Below are 16,166 nucleotides of genomic sequence, written 5' to 3'. Positions count from 1 at the left end.
TCGCCCGACCGCTCGAGCGTTACGGTTCCGATTGCGGTCGTCAATCGATCCGATCGAGGACGAAGGCGCGATAACACTCCCGGACCCCCGCCCACGCGAGTCCGCCGGCGGCCGCGGCGGCGAGTCCCGCGACGGTTCCGAACTCGAGGAGGACCGCCCCCGCTCCGGAGGCGAGTTCGTGACGGAAGAGGAACCACCGGGTTCCGGGCTCGCCGATCACGACGGTCCCCGAGCCGGCGGCCAGCGAGACGAACACCGTCGCGACGAGCGCGGTCGCGAGCAGCGCCAGCGTCCCGACGGCGCCGACGACGAGCCGCGAGAGGAACCGCATTTCCGGCCGGCGGCCGCCTGCGGGTATCGACTCCGAGCCGTAGATGCCAAAGCCCTGCGCGTCGCCGTCGGGCAGCGGGCCGACGCGGACGTCCGCGGGATACTGCAGGAGGACGCCGGCCATCCAGAGGTCGCCGATCGAGCCCGCGGCGTTGGCCGCCAGCGGGACGATCACCAGCGGGGAGGGGCGGACGATCATCGCCGCCAGTCCGACGGCCGTGATGCCGACGAACGGCGCCAGCAGGGCGACGAGCAACTGGTTGCGCGTGTAGCTCGTCCCGTCGGTCTCCGCGTAGGCGTACGGGAGGACGAAGTACGCGACGTCGACTCCGTAGCCGACGTCGCCGCCGTAGCGGGCCATGAAGACGCCGTGGAGCAGCTCGTGGGGGACGACGATCAGCGCGACGAGACCCGCCGAGGCGACGAGCCAGGGCACCGCGTCCGGCGGCGCGAACACCGGCACGACGATCGGCTCGAGCGACGTGCCCAGAATCGCCGCACGGACGTGGCCGAACAGGTAGGCGAAGCCGAAAAAGCCGACCGTAGAGACGACGACCCACTGGACGGCGACCGATCGCGTGCGTCGGAACGTCGCGATCAGGCGCGGGGACTCGCGAGGCTCCGTCCGGTTCACGACCGGAGCCTCTCGCGGAACCGAAAAATCGGTACCGGTTCCCCGCGCTCGAGCGATGCGACCCGCTTCGGGCGCGGCGACCGCGAGGGAAACCGATAGCTTCCCGGTCTTCGACCCGCGAGTGGTCGACATGAGCGACGAGACCGACGACCGAACCGCCGCGGAACAGGGGATCAGGGCGACGTACACGGAGACCGAGTCGGAACGCCGCCTCGCGTTCGAGGTCGCCGACGACGCCGCGGCGGCCCGCCCGGGCGCGACCGCCGCGATCGCCCAGAACATCGAGGGCTACGCTATGCTGAAGGTGCGACCGACGGCCGACGGCGACGAACTCGAGCGCTACTACGGGTTCGACATGGCCTTAGACCACGTCGCGGAGTTGCTCGGCGTCGCCCCGCACGACCTGCCGGTGCCCGCGGCGGCCGACGACATGGGAATGTGACCGCCGGACTGTACCCGTCGGGGACGGAGTCCGACGGCCGTCGCGGATCGCTCCGAGCCCGACGACGCGAGCGGATTCAGAGAACGAGCGCGTAGACGAACAGAAAACAGAAGTAACACAGGATCACTGCGCCGAGCGCGAGCAACCGATACCGGCGGATCTCCGTCCGCTCCTCGAGATAGGCCCGCTCGAAGGCGGCCCGATCGCGGTCCGAGAGCCGGTCGGGGTGGTCGAAGCCCCGGTGGAGCGCCTCGAGGCGCCGCTCGCGAAACGGCCGGCCGCAGTAGGGACACCGCGCGGCCGGTTCGTCTCCCCGGAGGTCGATCTCCGCGTGGCTCGCGGCTCCGCCGTCGGTATCGGCGGTCGACCGCGATCGGTCGGTCGGGTGCACACCGCCTCCTACGCGACCGTCACGTATTGATCTCCGCCTTCGTTTCAGCGATCGCGACGCGAGGACGATCGGGCGGCGTCCGCCCGCGCGCCGATTCCCGAGAAGCGGGACGAAGCGGGAACGATAAATACGCGGAGTCGAACGGTGTAGACGAGAATAGCCGTGGCAACCGAATCAGCGTCGTTTCCCCGTCCGATCGGCACTCGACAGCGCTTCTCCGCACTACTGACAGCGACCGCGCTGGGCGTCTACCTCCTGTTGATCGTCGGCGCGACGACCTCGCTGACGAACGCGACCGCGGCGTGTTCGACCTGGCCGACCTGTCACGCACCCGTCGATCCGCTGAGTCAGACCCAACTCGTCGTCGCGTGGGGCCACCGGATCGCGGCCGTCGTCGTCGGCCTGCTCGTCGCCGCGACGGCCGTCACCGCCGTCCTCGGCGTCGCCTCGAGACGCGTCACGGCGGCGATCGTCCTCGGCGCCGTCCTCTACGTTATCCAGGTCGGCGTCGGCGCCGCGACGGCGCTGTTCGGCTCCGCGGCGATCGTCCCCGGCCTCCACCTCTCGCTCGGCCTCGTGATCTTCGGAACGATCGTCCTCGCGCTCGCATGGGATCTCGAGGTCGCGACCGGCAGCGACGACGACGCGATCGAGCCCGAACCCCTCGAGGAGGGCGCGGTCAGCGAGGGAGCGGCCGGCGGCGGTCGCACTCTGCCCGAAGGGGGGCTCGCTCGAGCCCGGCTCACCGCCTTTGCGTACTTCAAGATGATGAAGCCGCGGCTGATGTGGCTGCTCTGTCTGGTCGCCGCCGCGGGGATGGCCCTGGCCGCCGGCCCGTCGCTCGACCGCTATACCATTCTGGCGACGCTCGGCGGCGGCGTCCTCGCCATCGGCGCCTCGGGGACGTTCAACCACGTCCTCGAGCGCGACGTCGACCGGAAGATGTCCCGCACGTCGGACCGCCCGCTGGCGACCGACCTGATCCCCGTTCGCAACGCCTTGGCCTTCGGCGGGCTGTTGACGGTCGCCTCGCTGAGCGTCTTCCTGACGATCAACCGGCTGGCGGCCGCGCTCGGCCTCGCGGCGATCATCTTCTACAGCGTCGTCTACACCCTCGTCCTCAAGCCGAACACCGTCCAGAACACGGTCATCGGCGGAGCCGCGGGCGCGCTCCCGGCGCTGATCGGCTGGGCCGCGGTCACCAACGAGATCGGGCTCCCCGGGTTGGCGCTCGCGGGCGTGATCTTCCTCTGGACGCCGGCGCACTTCTACAACCTCGCGCTGGCCTACAAGGACGACTACGCCCGCGGCGGCTTCCCGATGATGCCCGTCGTCCGCGGCGAGACCGAGACGCGAAAGCAGATCATCTACTACCTCGCGGCGACGCTCGTGAGCACGGTCGCGCTGGCCTGGATCACCGACCTCGGCGCGCTGTACGCCGCCACGGTCGCGGTCTTCGGCGGGATCTTCCTCTGGGCCGCCGTCCGACTCCACTTCGAGCAGACCGAGGCCGCGGCGTTCCGGGCGTTCCACGCCTCGAACGCCTTCCTCGGGGCCGTCCTCGTCGCGGTGCTGGTCGACGCGCTCGTCCTGACCGGGTCGCTGTTCTGAGTCGCCGAGTCGCTCCGTCACCGTTGCTTCAGCCGTCCGTGACCTGATCGCCACACCACACGTTAGCGGCGCCTGCGCGGGACGTTCGCGCAAACGGTACCAGTTCTCACGCCGAACTCGAGTCGAAACCGGGATCGAGCGCGTCGATCGCCTCGTCGTCGCCGGCAAGCAGGAGGCTGTCGTCGGTCTCGAACCGGAACTCGAGCGGCACGTCCGTGATGATCTCGCCGTCTCGCTTGACGGCGACGAGGGTACAGTCGCTCTCGGAAATCGCCGTCTCGCCGAGCGTCCGGCCCGCGAAGCGACCGGGTTCGAACCGGACGACGGTTAGCTGACGGTCGTAGGAGAGGATCTCCTCGCGGAGGACGTCCAAGGCGAGCAGTCGACCGCTGATGTCGGGCAGCGCGAGCACGTAGTCCGCGCCGGCCCGTCGCATCTTGGTTTCGCTGTCCGCGTCGTTGGCCCGGACGACGACGTCGAGGTCGGACGCGAGTTCGCGAGCGACCAGTATCGAGAGGATCGCCGCGTCGTCGTCCGCGATCGCGACGACGAAGGCCGTCGCCGTCTCGAGGTCAGCTCGCTCGAGGACCGATTCGTCAGTCGCGTCGCCGACGACGTCGACGCCCGGCCCGTCCTCGCGGTCGACGACGGTGCAGTCGACGCCGCTCTTTCGCAGCCGGTCGGCGACCGTCGACCCCACCTCGCCGTGGCCGGCGACGACGACCCTGGCGCCGTTCGTCCGGTCGGGCGCGGTCCGGGCTTCGAGGGCTTTCAGTCGCGATTCGCTGCCGGCGGCGAGCAACACGGTGTCGGCGTCGATCCGAACGTCCGGGGACGGATCGGTGACGAACTCGCCGTCCGTCCACAGCCCGACCAGACTCATCTCTCGGTCCTCGAGGAGTCCGGTCTCGCCGAGCGGTCGCCCGCAGATGGGGCTGTCCTCGAAGATCGACACCTCGACGAGGAAGGCGCCGTCGCCGAGGCTCGTCACGTCGCTGAGTCGCGGATCGATCTCGGCGCGGACCCGTTCGGCGATCCGGTCGCCGAGCAGGTGCCGCGGCGTCACGACGACGTCGGCGCCCGCGTACTTCAGCGGCCGCTCGAGCGTGGGATCGCTACACAGGACGACGACGCGTATCGACGCCGACCGCTCCCTGACCGCCAGTACGGTGCTCGCCGTGACCTCGTCGGCGGTGTCGACCACGACGGCCGTCGCCGCGTCGACGTTGACCCGCCGGAGCGTCTCGACGGCCGTCGGATCGCCGTAGACCACGGTCCTCCCGCCGTCGTCGAGGTCCAGCGCCTCGCGCTCGTCGTCGGTGACGACGGCGTAGGCGACGCCGCGACTCTCGAACTCCTCGACGAGGCGTTCGCTCCGCGAGGAGTAGCCGCAGACGATGACGTGGTCGGTCGCGTCCGTCGTCCGCGGCGGTTCCGGGGAGAGCGATTTCTCGAGGAGCGGCTGAAAGACGTAGGGGACGACGGTAAACAGGACGAGGAACGTTCCCAGATCCATCGCCATCACGAAGAGATTCGCCAGCGGTGCGTCCCACGGAGAGTCGGAGCCGTATCCGGTTCCCGTGAACGTCTCGACGACGACCTGCGTCGAGTGGAAGTAGCTCGTGGATCGGCCCTCAACGGCGACCATGAGATAGTGGTACAGCAGCGACATCACGAAAACGAGGGCTATCACGCCGCCGACCGTCTTCGCCGCTCGCCGTTGCCAGCGCTCCATACGCCATCATTCGCCGGTCGACTTAAGAATCTGTGACGATTGCACCGGATCCGCAAGCGCCCCGTCCCGCGGACGGTCGCTCGCACGTGCAGGCGATAGCTACCTCGGTCCCGACCGGTTAGCGCCGGAAATGGTCGTCCTCACCACGTTCGCCGTCAGCCTGCTGACCGGCGGGTTGGGGATCTATCTCGGTGCCCGCTACGTCGTCGGCTCGAGGGATTACGTCAACGCCGCGATCACCGGGCTGCTCGGCGCGGTCGTGTTGGTCGTCGTCGGGGCGCTGTTCGGCTGGGTGCCCCTGCTCGGACAGGTCCTGCTGTTCGTCGTCTATGTCGCGGTCATCGGGCGACGGTATCCCGGTGACTGGGTCGATGCGGCCTCGATCGCGGCGATCGCGTGGGCGACCGTCGCGGTCGTCCTCACGGTTCTCGCGGCCGCCGGCGTCGCGACGATCGAGGTGTTCGGCGTCCCCGCGCTGGACGACCTCGTGCCCGTCGTCACTCGGTCGTTCTGAGGGTGCGGTCCGTTACTCGTCGCTACTGCGGGCCGCGTCGATCCGCTCGAACTGCTCGTCGGTGAGGTCGACCTCGACCGCGCCGACGTTCTCCTCGAGTTGCTCGGGCGTTCGCGCGCCGACGATCGGGACGCAGGTGAAGCGATCCTGATCCATCAGCCAGCGCAGCGAAACTTGGGCCGGAGAGGCGTCGACTTCGTCGGCGACGGACTCGACGGCCTCGAGGACGTCCCAGGCCTGCTCGGTCGCGTAGTACTCGTCGAACATCTCGTCTAAGCTGCCTCGAGAGCCGTCGGGCGCCTCGACGGAGCCGTCCTCGGCGCGGTCGTACTTGCCGGTCAGGAAGCCGCCCGCCAGCGGCGAGTAGGGGCAGACCGCCAGGTCCTGATCGGCGCAGACGTCGAGGTAGTCGCCGACCTCGTCGTACTGGGCCGCGTTGACCATCGGCTGGGTGACGTCGAACCGCTCTAAGCCCTCGACGTCGCTGGTCCACAGCGCCTTCGTCAGCTGCCAGGCGGCCATCGTGGAGGCGCCGAGGTAGCGGACCTTCCCCTCGCGGACGAGTTCGGTGAGGGTCCGCATGGTCTCTCGGATCGGCGTGTCCTCGTCCCAGCGGTGGATGTAGTAGACGTCGAGGTAGTCAGTGCCGAGCCGCTCCAGGGTCCCCTCGATCTGGGCGCGGATGTGCTTGCGCCCGAGCCCGGAGTCGTTCGGGCCGGGCTCGCCCCGGCCGTCGAAGGGGAAGTAGACCTTCGAGGCGATGACGACGTCCTCGCGGTGAATATCGCGGTCCGCGAGCCACTCGCCGATCCACTCCTCGCTGGTGCCGTTGGGATCGCCGTAGACGTTCGCGGTGTCGATGAAGTTGATGCCCCGCTCCCACGCCGCGTCGAGCAGGTCGTGGGCCTCCTCGCGGTCGGTTTCGACGGTGCCGCCGCTCTCCTTCGCGAAGCGCCAGGTACCGAAACACAGTCTCGAGACGGTCGTGCCCGTGTTACCGAGGGTCGTGTACTCCATGCGCGACGGTTTCGGCGCGAACGGCAAAACGGATGGGGAAGCGGCGAACCGGGTTTCGACTCACTCGACGACCGACCGCGACGCTACCAGCGGTGGTGGACGTGCTCCGCGACGTGCTCTTCGTAGACGTCCCGCGCCGCGCCGTGGGCCCGATTCGACAGCGAGTCGAGGTCCGAGACCGCGGCGTTCGAGCGGACGTGGTCCGGCGAGGTCGTGCCGGGGATGACCGTCGAGACGGCCTCGTGGTCGAGGATCCAGCGCAGCGTGAACTCGGCCAGCGAGAGGCTCTCGGGGACGTGGGGCTCGAGCGCCTCGAGGGCGTCGTGGCCCGTCTCGTAGGGGACGCCCGCGAACGTCTCGCCGACGTCGAAGGCCTCGCCCTCGCGGTTGAAGTTGCGGTGGTCGTCCTCGGCGAACTCCTGATCGCGCTCGAGCGCGCCGGTCAGCAGGCCCGAGGCGTAGGGGACGCGGACGATAACGCCGATATCGTTCTTTTTCGCCTGCTCGAAGAACAGTTCGTTCGGGCGCTGGCGGAACGGATTGAAGATGATCTGGACCGTCTCGACGACGTCGTACTCGATCGCCTTCAGCGCCTCCTCGACCGTCTCGACGCTGACGCCCGCGTGGGCGATCTCGCCCTCCGATTCGAGCCGCTCGAGGGCGTCGAACGTCTCGGGCTGATAGTACGCCTCCGTCGGCGGACAGTGCAGTTGCAAGAGATCCAGCGTCTCCTCGTTGAGGTACTCCTGGCTCCGGGCGACGAACTCGGAGAGGTGATCGTAGTCGTACCGATCGGCCTCGTGGGGATCGAGTCGCCGGCCTGCCTTCGTCGCGACGAAGACGTCGTCGTGGGCGTCGCGCTCGTCGAGCACGTGACCGATGTGTCGCTCGCTGCGGCCGTCGCCGTAGACGTCCGCGGTGTCGATGAAGTCGACGTCCGCCTCGAGGGCGGCGCGAACGACCTCGCGACCGGTCTCGTCGTCGACGTCGCCCCAACTGCCGCCGATGTTCCAGGTGCCGAGGCCGACCTCCGAGACGTCGCGTCCGGTCGAACCGAGTCGTCGGTGGTTCATGTGTGATCGATGCGGATAGTCTCGGGTATGCCTTGCCTTCGGGGCAATCCGCACGATTCCGACCCCGATCCCGACTCTGGTCCCGTGTTCGATTCGAGACGAGGCGGCGCCCTCAGAACGGCCCGCCGTCGACGACCCCTCGCATGACGGTCCGTTCGGCCCGTCGGAGCAACTCCCCCGCCGTCCCGCTCGAGCAGCCGAGTCGCTCGGCGACGTCCTCGAGGGACCCGTCGCGCGTTGCGCGGTAGTAGCCGCAGTCGACGGCCGCGGAGACGGCTTCGAACTGACGCCGGGTCAGGTCCACTCGAGCGTCGATCCGCCCGGCGCAGTACTCGCCGACCGAGCGAACGTCGACCCGCATCACCTCGGAAACGTCGTCGACGATCGTCTGGACGGCATCGTCGGGACCGACCGCTTTCAGTCGGATCGTTCCGTCGGCCCGGAACTCGAGCGGCGGGATGAGGATCAGTCCCGGCTGCTCGACCGCGTCCACGAACGTCCGGTCGGAATCCGTCAGCCGTTCCCGGACGTAGAGGTAAAAGGACTCGTCGCGACAGGGCGAGAGTTCGAACGCGAGTAGCGACGATACGTCCTCGAGGGCGCGCTCGTAGGGCTCCCGCGGGGGACCATCGACGTGGAACAGTACCGCGTGCTCGTCGGCGGCGTACTGGTTCCCGTAGAGCAATCGGGACGCGTCGTACTCGTCGTGATCGACGAGGAACTGGTGCATGGGATGCCGTTCGGCCGGCGGCTGCCGAAGGCTCACGTCGAGGTAGCGCATTCGGTCGCGTCCGAATACGTTCGCCGGCGCCTACAAACGTACCGTTCGATCACGGAACGGATTCCCGCGCGAGCGAGTGGCGGAAAACCGCCGTTCACCGACGGTATAAACGTCCCGCATAGCTGCGGCTAAAGGCGTACGATCGCACCGACCCCACGTTCGACACGCTATGACGACCCCACGCGTGCAGTCGACTCGAGCCGCGGAGTGGCCGGATATCCGAGCGCAGGGAAGCGACCTGATCCGGGCGGCCGGCGTCGCGGGCGCGGGCGGCGCCGGCTTTCCGTCCTACGCGAAGTGGACGGCCCTCGAGGACGTCGACGCGCTCCTCGTGAACCACCAGGAGAGCGAGCCGAACTACCGCATCGACAAGTGGCTCGGCAAAACGAAGGCGGAGACGTTCGCCGCGCTGTTCGACGCGCTGCTCGAGCAGGTGGTCGACCTGATCGTCGTCAGCGCGAAGTGGAAGGACCGCGACGAGTACGTGCGGGCCCTCGAGGCCGAAACCGGCGGCACGGTGCTCCCGCCGGACGAACTGCCCCTCGATCGGGACGCGGAATCCGGCGTCGTGTTCGCCTACACGGAGAACACGTACCAGTACGGGATGGAGAGCGTCCTCCTCAAGACCGTCGACGGCACGGTCATCGGAAACGACCTCCCCACCGATCACGGCTGGCTCGTCCAGAACACCGAAACGCTGTACAACATCTCTCGTGCCCTCTCGGACGGCGACCCCGTGACCCGCAAGTACGTCCACGTCAGCGGCGACGTGCCGCGAGATCGGTTCCTCGAGGTGCCGATCGGGACGCCCGCGAGCGAACTGTTGCGAGCGGCCGACTGCCCGCCCGAAACGCTGCCGGCCGACGCCGCGATCGCCGACGGCGGGCCGGGCTGGTGTTTCCCGGTCGACGCGCCGCTCGACGAGTACGGCGTCCGCAAGCACACGAACTGCCTGCTCGTCCTCGACGAGGAAACCGTCGCGGAAAACACGTACGGCGAGGGCCGAATCGACGTGCTCGAGGCGTACGAGTGGAGCGACCGGGAGGTGGAAACCGAGCCGACCGCGACGATCGAACCGTCCCGCGTCCGGATCCCGCTCGCGACGAATCCGGAGCCGGACGTCGTCGAACCAGCCGTGCCGATCGTCGAGGTCGGCGACCGCGTCGAGGTCGGCGACCGCGTCGATGTCGGCGATCCGATCGCGAGGCCGAGTTCCGACGGGATCAGTAACCCGCAGCACGCCTCTATCGCCGGCGAGGTGACGGCGGTGTCCGAGTCGGGTATCGAGATCGAATCCCGCTCGAGAGCGTAGCGAGCCGCCGCGGCCTCTCGTCCGGACCCCGTCCGTTACCGCCCTCCTTCGGAACAGCAGCGAGGTGTCCTCTTCGCGGAATTCGATCGGCTTCTCCCGTTCGTTCCCGGTCCGGCGGACGGAGATGCGACCGTCGCCGGTATCGAGTGCGAACCCCTCCCTGCGACGCTCAACGGACGATACGGAGACAGTTGGGAAGTTACATAGGCCCGCAACGGGCACGGTTTCCCAATGAATTACTGGTGGCGCCGACTCGCGCTCTCGCTGGGCGCCGTCTTCGCCCTCGTCGTCGTCTACGCGTGGCTCTATCAGCTCGGGATGGCCGCCTTCGAAGGCGAGACGAAGACGTTCGCGCAGGCGCTCCAGATCGTCATCGAGTCGCTGACGACCGCGGGCTTCGGCGGTGACGCGGGCTGGGACAGCACCGCGATGAACCTCTTCGTCGTGGGGATGAACCTCACGGGCGTGCTGCTGGTCTTTCTCGCCTTACCGCTGCTGGTCGTCCCGCTGTTCCAGCAGGCCCTGCAGGACCGTCCGCCGGAGTCGACCGACCTCACCGACCACGTCGTCATCTGCGGCTACTCGCCGCGATCGGACGTGCTCGCGGACGAACTCGAGGCGGCGAACGTGCCCTACGTCTTCGTCGACGACGATCCCGAACTCGTCGTCGACCTCTCAAACGACGGGACCGAGGCCATCTACGGCGAACTCGATCAGGAGGAGACGCTTCGCGCGGCCAACGCCGGCGAGGCGCGGTCGCTCGTCACCGACGTCGACGACGAGACCAACGCGGTCGTGATCCTCACCGCCCGGGAGTTCTCGAGCGACCTCACGATCGTCAGCGTGGTCGAGGACGAGGACGTCGCGAGCTACCACCGCTACGCCGGCGCCGACGAGACCGTCCGCCCGCGGCGGGTGCTGGGCCAGAGCCTCGCGACGAAGGCGACGACGACGCTGTCGGCCGAACTCCGGGACACGATCGAACTCAGCGAGGACCTCGAGGTGACCGAGCTGCTCGTCCAGGACGACAGCGACCTCGTCGGTCGGACGGTCGCCGAGTCGGGGATCCGGGATCGGATGGGGATCACCGTCATCGGCGCGTGGTTCAACGGCGAGTTCGTCCCCGTTCCCGGCCCGGATCACCGGATCGACGGCAACACGATCCTGCTCGTCGCGGGCCGGCGCGACGACCTCACGGAACTGAAAGCGCGGGCGGTCTCGACGCTCGAGCACCGGCCGGAAAACGTGATCGTCGGCGGCTACGGCGTCGTCGGCCGGACCGCGGTGGAGACGCTGGCGGGCAACGGCGTCTCGACCACCGTCGTCGACCTCGCGGACGAGCCGGGCGTCGACGTCGTCGGCAGCATCACCGACGAGGACGTCTTCGAGACCGCCGGCGCGGACGAGGCCCGCTCGGTTCTGCTGACCGTCAACGACGACGCGACGACGATCTACGCGACGCTGGTTCTCAAACAGGTCGCCCCGGATATCGAGATCATCGCGCGGGCCAACGAGACGGAGAACATCCCGAAACTCTACCGCGCCGGCGCGGAGTACGTCCTCTCGCTGTCGACGGTTACCGGTCGGATGCTCGCCTCCGTGCTGATCGAGGACGAGGAGATCCTCACGCCCGAGACGCAGTTCGAACTCGTCCGGACGACCGCGCCCCAGATCGCCGGGAAGAGCCTCGGGGAGGTCGACCTGCGGGCGCGGACCGGCTGTACCGTCGTCGCGGTCGAGCGCGACGGCGAACTGCTGACCGACCTCGGCCCGGAGTTCGTCGTCAACGCGGACGACGCGTTAATCGTCGCCGGCGACGACGACGCGATCAACCGGTTCGTCGCACTGGCCGTCTGATTCGGGGATTGAGTCCGCTCTTCCCGGGGATACCGATCGTTCTCGTCACGACTCGAGCGTCGGCACCGAAAACTCGAAGTCGAACGCGTCGGCCGTTCGAGCGACCTCGAGGACGCGGCCGAGGAACGCGGTTTCCCCTCGGAGTAGGCGACTAGATCGTCGTGTTCAGCGGTCAGATCGCGTTTCAGCGACTCGTATTCCCGCCGGAGCGCGGGATGAGTCTCGAGCACGTCGCGCGTGACGACGCTTCGCTTCCAGCCGTCGCTCGAGGCCGCGAAGACGTGGTCGTTGAACCGTTGACCGCTCTCGCGGCGAAACACGGGATGCCATTGGACGCTGTTCTCGACCCGATCGCCGCCGAGTTCGGACTCGAGGGCTCGTGACACGTCGACCACTGCGTCGTCCGCGACGACGATGTCGAGGTCCACGATATCCTTCGCCGCGAGGTCGGGGACGGCGGTCGAGCCGACGTGTTCGATCCGTTCGACGGCGTCCTCGAGCGACGCGTTACGGAGGGTATCGCGTACGCGGTCGCGTTCGGCGACGAACCGCTCGCGCCACCGTTCGTGTCCGGACGGAACGAGTTCGATCGGATCCTCGTTCGGACTGACCATTGTTTCGCAGACACGGATATCGCACTTGAAGGTTCTCCTCGAGCGGGTTCCCGGAGCGGAATCGACGGCGCCGAACGCATACCGTCGGCCTCACTGGAACGACGGCAGCACGTCCTCCTCGTAGAGCTCGATCGCCTTCTCCTGTTCGTCCCCGACCTGGTGGAAGTAGACGTGGTCGTAGCCGGCCTCGAGCGCCTCCTCGATGCTGTCGATGTGGGCCTGCGCGTCCGGCTCGGTGGTCGTCCCGGCCTCGGCGATGTCCTCCTTCTCGACCATCTGGGCGGCCTGCTCGAAGTGGGCCGGCGTCGGCAGTTCCTGGCCGAGTTCGCCCGGAATCGAGCCGTTGGGCCACTGCTCGTAGATCGTTTCGATCGCTTCCTCCTCGCTGTCGGCGTAGCAGCCGTGCAGTTGCGTGTACGTGGGGCCGTCGCCGCCGGCGTCCTCGTAGGCCTCGACGGGCGCTCCCTTCGGGCCGGAACACCAGAGGCCGTCGGCGTTGTCGGCGGTCCACTTCGCGGTCTGGGGACCGAACGCGCTGGCGATCGTCGTCGGCTGCTCGTCGGGACAGGTGTAGAGCCGGGCGTTCTCGACCGTGTAGTGCTCGCCGTGGTGGCTCGTCGTCTCGCCGGTCCACAGCTTCCGCATGACGTCCATCGCCTCGTCCAACATCTCGAGGCGGACGTCGTGTTCCGGCCAGCGTTCGCCGGTGACGTGCTCGTTCAAGTTCTCGCCGGTGCCGACGCCGAACGTGAAGCGGTCGCCGAACAGTTCGTCGACGGTGGCGACGGCGTGGGCGACGTTGACCGGATGGATCCGGATCGTCGGGCAGGTGACGCCGACGCCGACCTCGATCTCGTCGGTCTCGTTGGCGATCGCGCCCAGCGTCGACCAGACGAAGGGAGACTCGCCTTGCGCCGAGACCCACGGATGAAAGTGGTCCGAGATGGAAAGGAAGTCGAAGCCCGCCTCCTCCGCGCGCCGGGCGATGTCGACGAGTTCGTTCGGGCCGTTCTCCTCGCTCGAGAGGGTGTAACCGATTCGGGGCATTCCCGAACCGGTACCACGAATCGGCGGGTAACGGTTGACCCTGCGAGGGCAAGAAGTCGCGACGGCCGGCGCCCGCAGCGTATCCACGGTGGCGCCGTTGACAACCTAATCTTTGACCTCGAGGAAAGAAACGCACCAGTTCTCCGGATCGGCGAGCGCGCGCCGCGAGAACCGCCCGCCGTCGTCCCCGTTCGCGAGGGGCCGAACCGCCATGTACGTGGGGTGACAGAACCGCGAGACGAGCGGCAGTTCGTAACTGACGAAGCCGAAGCGGGCGAGCAGCGACGGCGGCAGGGTCCCGCCGGTCACCGACAGCACGTCGGCGTCCGCGTTGTCGGCGACGACCGCCGCGAGCAGGTCGGCGAACGCGTCGTGGCGCGACGCCAGCGGCACCGAATCGAAGACGAGCACGCCGTCCTCGCCGCCGGATCGCGTGACGAGCGCGGCGACGGGGCGGTCGTCGCGGGTGGCCACGTACGCGGTGTGCGCCAGCGTCGGCGCGTCGAAGAGCCACCGGTAGTACTTCGCCTCGCGAAGGGCGTGGAACGCCCGGGGAACCCGCGTCTCGTAGATCGACTCGAGGAGGTCGGCGGGCGGCGACGCGTATCGCTCGACGTCGTACGTCCCGTCCGCCGGCGAAAACCGATCGCAGAGGCGGAGTCCGGTTCGCGTAACGGCGTCCGCCGCTCGCCCGACCGAGCCGGCGGCCGGCCCGTCCGGAAGCAGTTCGCCCGGCCGGTGGACCCTGTAGTACGTCGGCACGACCGCCACTTCGGACCAGCCGAGTTGCTGCTGTGCGCCGAGCGACGCCGCGTTCGGGAAGTTGAAAAACAGCGCCGACTCCCGCTGCCGGTAGCGACGGATTCCGCGTTCGGTAATCCGAGAGTAGAGCCCGTTGCGACGGTGGTCCGGGTGGACGACCGCGTCGACCGGTTTGAGCGCCGGGACGGTGCGCTCGCCGCGGCGGAGCCGGCAGGGCACGTACCCCTGCACGGCGACGATTTCGCCGTCTCGCTCGGCGAGCGTGATCGGGACGTGCGAGAGGTACGGATCGTCGACGTACTTCCACTCGAACCAGTCGCGACCGGGTCGGTGCCCCCACTCGGTCTCGAGCAACGAGAGGACGCCGTCCCGGTCCCCTCGCTCGTACGGTCTCACCCTGTACTCGTCGATGCGCTCCGATTGTCCCTGCCCCGCCATCGGCTACAGATCGACGGAGCGGCCCTTCGTTATGCGGAGGGATGGCCGACCCCGCCCCCTCCCCCGTTTCGTGTACGGTGCCGATATGCCGGATAAATACGTCATATCTCGTTAGCGCGGCTCGAACCCGTCGACGCGACCGCGGTTCGCTGCGAGATACAGACGACAACAGCTTTCGAAGTGGAGCCATTGGCTGGGAACGAATGGCCACCGAGACCGATGACGGCGACGACGACGATCGGGTCTACTACGTCATCAGCGACCTCCACATCGGCGGCGACGAACAGCTCGAGGACGTCGAGTTTCTCGACGAGTTGCGCTCCTTCCTCGAGCGGCTGGAACGGACCGACGAAAACGCCGAACTGATCATCAACGGCGACGCCTTCGGACTCTGGGAGTTCACGACGGTCGACGGAATCGAGAAGTTCGAGGTCTTAGCGGAGACGTATCCGACGCTGTTCGAGCAACTCCGGGCGACGGGGGAGAACGTCCCCATCACGCTGTTGCCGGGGAACCACGACCACGAACTCGCGGCGTACGACGAGTACGTCGATCGCTTCGCGGAGTACAACGTCGACCTCGTCCAGGACGAGTCGATCACCAGACCGGTCGGCGACCAGGCGATCCACTTCGAACACGGCCACCAGCAGGACGCCAACAACCAGATCGACGACTGGGGGAACCCCCACGCGACGCCGCTCGGCTACTACTACAACACGCTCGTCACGAGCCGAGCGGGCCAGCTCTCCGACCGCGGGCGGTACAACTGGCTGAAGGACGTGCAGGCGGTCACGCCGACCGAGCGGATGCCGATCTGGCTCTTCTCGAAGTACTTCTACCGGGAGATGAACCCGCTGCTACGGTACTCGCTGGTGCCGTTCCTGTTGCTCTTTAACATCAGCGCCGTCCTCGCGGTGCTGGCGGGGCTGCATCTGGCGGGGATCTGGTCGGTGCCGGTCACCCAGACGGAAGCGTTCCTCGGCCAGTTCGGCAGGGCCGGCAGCGCGGCCTGGTTCCTCCTCACGCTCAACGTCGCCGTCGTCGGCGTGCTCTTGCTCGCGGGCATTCCGCTGTACTTCATCCGCCGGGACATCAGGAAGACGGTCGACCGCTTCGGCGTCTTCGAGACCGAACTCACCGTCGATCCGGTCGCGTCCTACGAGGAGCGGGCTCGAACGGTCTTCGCGGACGAGCCGGAGACGACGATCTTCTGCTTCGGGCACACCCACCGCCCGATGTTGAAGGAGGTCGACGGCGGCGTGCTGGTCAACACCGGGACGTGGCTCAAGCGCCTCCACCGTCGGGACGGGATCATCGGCATCCTCCCGCCGGTGTTCTACCCGTCGTACCAGCTGGCCGCGGTCCGCATCGCGCCCGAGGCCGAGAGCGCGTCCGCGTCCGATTCGTCGGGCGTCGCCGTCGAGTTCGAACGGTTCACGAAACCGAGCCCGGCGACGGAGGAACTGACGCGCACCGAGCGGTTCTTCACGGTCGGCCGCGAGCCCACGCCCGACCTGCCGGATCGCCACGTCGTCGAGGATCCGGAGCCGGAGACGGTTCCCGCGCCGGAAGCGACCGACTGATCGACTCGAGTCGGCCCATCGAGTC

14 protein-coding genes and 1 pseudogene are annotated in these 16,166 nt (G+C 68.2%); 6 read left to right on the top strand and 9 right to left on the bottom strand.

The genetic code is table 11. From position 1 onward, the window contains the following. Window positions 1–40: 40 nt before the first annotated feature. Window positions 41–964 (bottom strand): DUF3267 domain-containing protein, encoded by a 924-nt coding sequence (locus tag HTZ84_RS10960; protein WP_174680712.1) that lies wholly within the window; start codon window positions 962–964, stop codon window positions 41–43. A 130-nt stretch (window positions 965–1,094) separates the two neighbouring features. On the opposite strand from HTZ84_RS10960, the gene HTZ84_RS10955 reads away from it, so the two are divergent. Next, window positions 1,095–1,406: a DUF7111 family protein gene (locus tag HTZ84_RS10955; RefSeq protein ID WP_174680711.1), complete on the top strand. Its 312-nt coding sequence runs from the start codon at window positions 1,095–1,097 to the stop codon at window positions 1,404–1,406. A gap of 76 nt (window positions 1,407–1,482) precedes the next feature. Here HTZ84_RS10955 and HTZ84_RS10950 read toward each other — a convergent pair whose 3' ends face one another. Further along, entirely contained in the window at window positions 1,483–1,797 is a 315-nt protein-coding gene (locus tag HTZ84_RS10950) for a DUF7410 domain-containing protein (RefSeq protein WP_174680710.1), read from the bottom strand. 162 nt (window positions 1,798–1,959) lie between these two features. Between HTZ84_RS10950 and HTZ84_RS10945 the strand changes: the two genes are divergently transcribed. After that, complete coding sequence (locus tag HTZ84_RS10945) at window positions 1,960–3,408, top strand: heme o synthase (protein ID WP_174680709.1); 1,449 nt, start codon at window positions 1,960–1,962, stop codon at window positions 3,406–3,408. 106 nt (window positions 3,409–3,514) lie between these two features. Here HTZ84_RS10945 and HTZ84_RS10940 read toward each other — a convergent pair whose 3' ends face one another. Next, window positions 3,515–5,143 (bottom strand): potassium channel family protein, encoded by a 1,629-nt coding sequence (locus HTZ84_RS10940; protein WP_174680708.1) that lies wholly within the window; start codon window positions 5,141–5,143, stop codon window positions 3,515–3,517. A 130-nt stretch (window positions 5,144–5,273) separates the two neighbouring features. On the opposite strand from HTZ84_RS10940, the gene HTZ84_RS10935 reads away from it, so the two are divergent. Next, window positions 5,274–5,657 carry a hypothetical protein gene (locus HTZ84_RS10935; RefSeq protein ID WP_174680707.1) on the top strand — a complete coding sequence of 128 codons (384 nt, stop codon included), beginning with the start codon at window positions 5,274–5,276 and terminating at the stop codon, window positions 5,655–5,657. Window positions 5,658–5,669: 12 nt separating this feature from the next. Here the strand turns inward: HTZ84_RS10935 and HTZ84_RS10930 are convergent, their stop codons facing one another. From HTZ84_RS10930 to HTZ84_RS10920, 3 genes are all read right to left on the bottom strand, one after another. Beyond that, window positions 5,670–6,674, bottom strand: coding sequence for an aldo/keto reductase (locus HTZ84_RS10930; protein WP_174680706.1), 1,005 nt, complete (start codon window positions 6,672–6,674; stop codon window positions 5,670–5,672). A gap of 83 nt (window positions 6,675–6,757) precedes the next feature. Beyond that, window positions 6,758–7,747, bottom strand: coding sequence for an aldo/keto reductase (locus HTZ84_RS10925; RefSeq protein WP_174680705.1), 990 nt, complete (start codon window positions 7,745–7,747; stop codon window positions 6,758–6,760). A 112-nt stretch (window positions 7,748–7,859) separates the two neighbouring features. Beyond that, window positions 7,860–8,528: a helix-turn-helix domain-containing protein gene (locus HTZ84_RS10920; RefSeq protein WP_174680704.1), complete on the bottom strand. Its 669-nt coding sequence runs from the start codon at window positions 8,526–8,528 to the stop codon at window positions 7,860–7,862. A 169-nt stretch (window positions 8,529–8,697) separates the two neighbouring features. On the opposite strand from HTZ84_RS10920, the gene HTZ84_RS10915 reads away from it, so the two are divergent. Both HTZ84_RS10915 and HTZ84_RS10910 read left to right on the top strand, forming a co-directional pair. Then, a complete protein-coding gene (locus HTZ84_RS10915) occupies window positions 8,698–9,840 on the top strand; it encodes an NADH dehydrogenase subunit (protein ID WP_174680703.1) in 1,143 nt (380 codons plus the stop codon). 231 nt (window positions 9,841–10,071) lie between these two features. Further along, window positions 10,072–11,697: a potassium channel family protein gene (locus HTZ84_RS10910; protein ID WP_174680702.1), complete on the top strand. Its 1,626-nt coding sequence runs from the start codon at window positions 10,072–10,074 to the stop codon at window positions 11,695–11,697. Between the two features lie 191 nt (window positions 11,698–11,888). On the opposite strand, the pseudogene HTZ84_RS10905 reads toward HTZ84_RS10910, so the two are convergent. From HTZ84_RS10905 to HTZ84_RS10895, 3 genes and pseudogenes are all read right to left on the bottom strand, one after another. Then, window positions 11,889–12,311: pseudogene (locus HTZ84_RS10905) on the bottom strand (GrpB family protein); the annotation flags it as partial. Between the two features lie 90 nt (window positions 12,312–12,401). Further along, window positions 12,402–13,358 carry a TIGR03557 family F420-dependent LLM class oxidoreductase gene (locus HTZ84_RS10900; protein ID WP_174680701.1) on the bottom strand — a complete coding sequence of 319 codons (957 nt, stop codon included), beginning with the start codon at window positions 13,356–13,358 and terminating at the stop codon, window positions 12,402–12,404. A gap of 105 nt (window positions 13,359–13,463) precedes the next feature. Beyond that, window positions 13,464–14,558, bottom strand: coding sequence for a GNAT family N-acetyltransferase (locus HTZ84_RS10895; protein WP_174680700.1), 1,095 nt, complete (start codon window positions 14,556–14,558; stop codon window positions 13,464–13,466). Window positions 14,559–14,761: 203 nt separating this feature from the next. Here HTZ84_RS10895 and HTZ84_RS10890 point away from each other — a divergent pair, with 203 nt between their 5' ends. Continuing rightward, window positions 14,762–16,141, top strand: coding sequence for a metallophosphoesterase (locus tag HTZ84_RS10890; RefSeq protein WP_174680699.1), 1,380 nt, complete (start codon window positions 14,762–14,764; stop codon window positions 16,139–16,141). The last annotated feature ends 25 nt before the right edge of the window (window positions 16,142–16,166 follow it).

Origin of the sequence: Haloterrigena gelatinilytica, from assembly GCF_013342145.1 — an archaeon.
In the GTDB taxonomy this organism is placed as follows: Archaea; Halobacteriota; Halobacteria; order Halobacteriales; family Natrialbaceae; genus Haloterrigena; species Haloterrigena gelatinilytica.
This window is presented reverse-complemented; position numbering and strand designations above follow the sequence as displayed.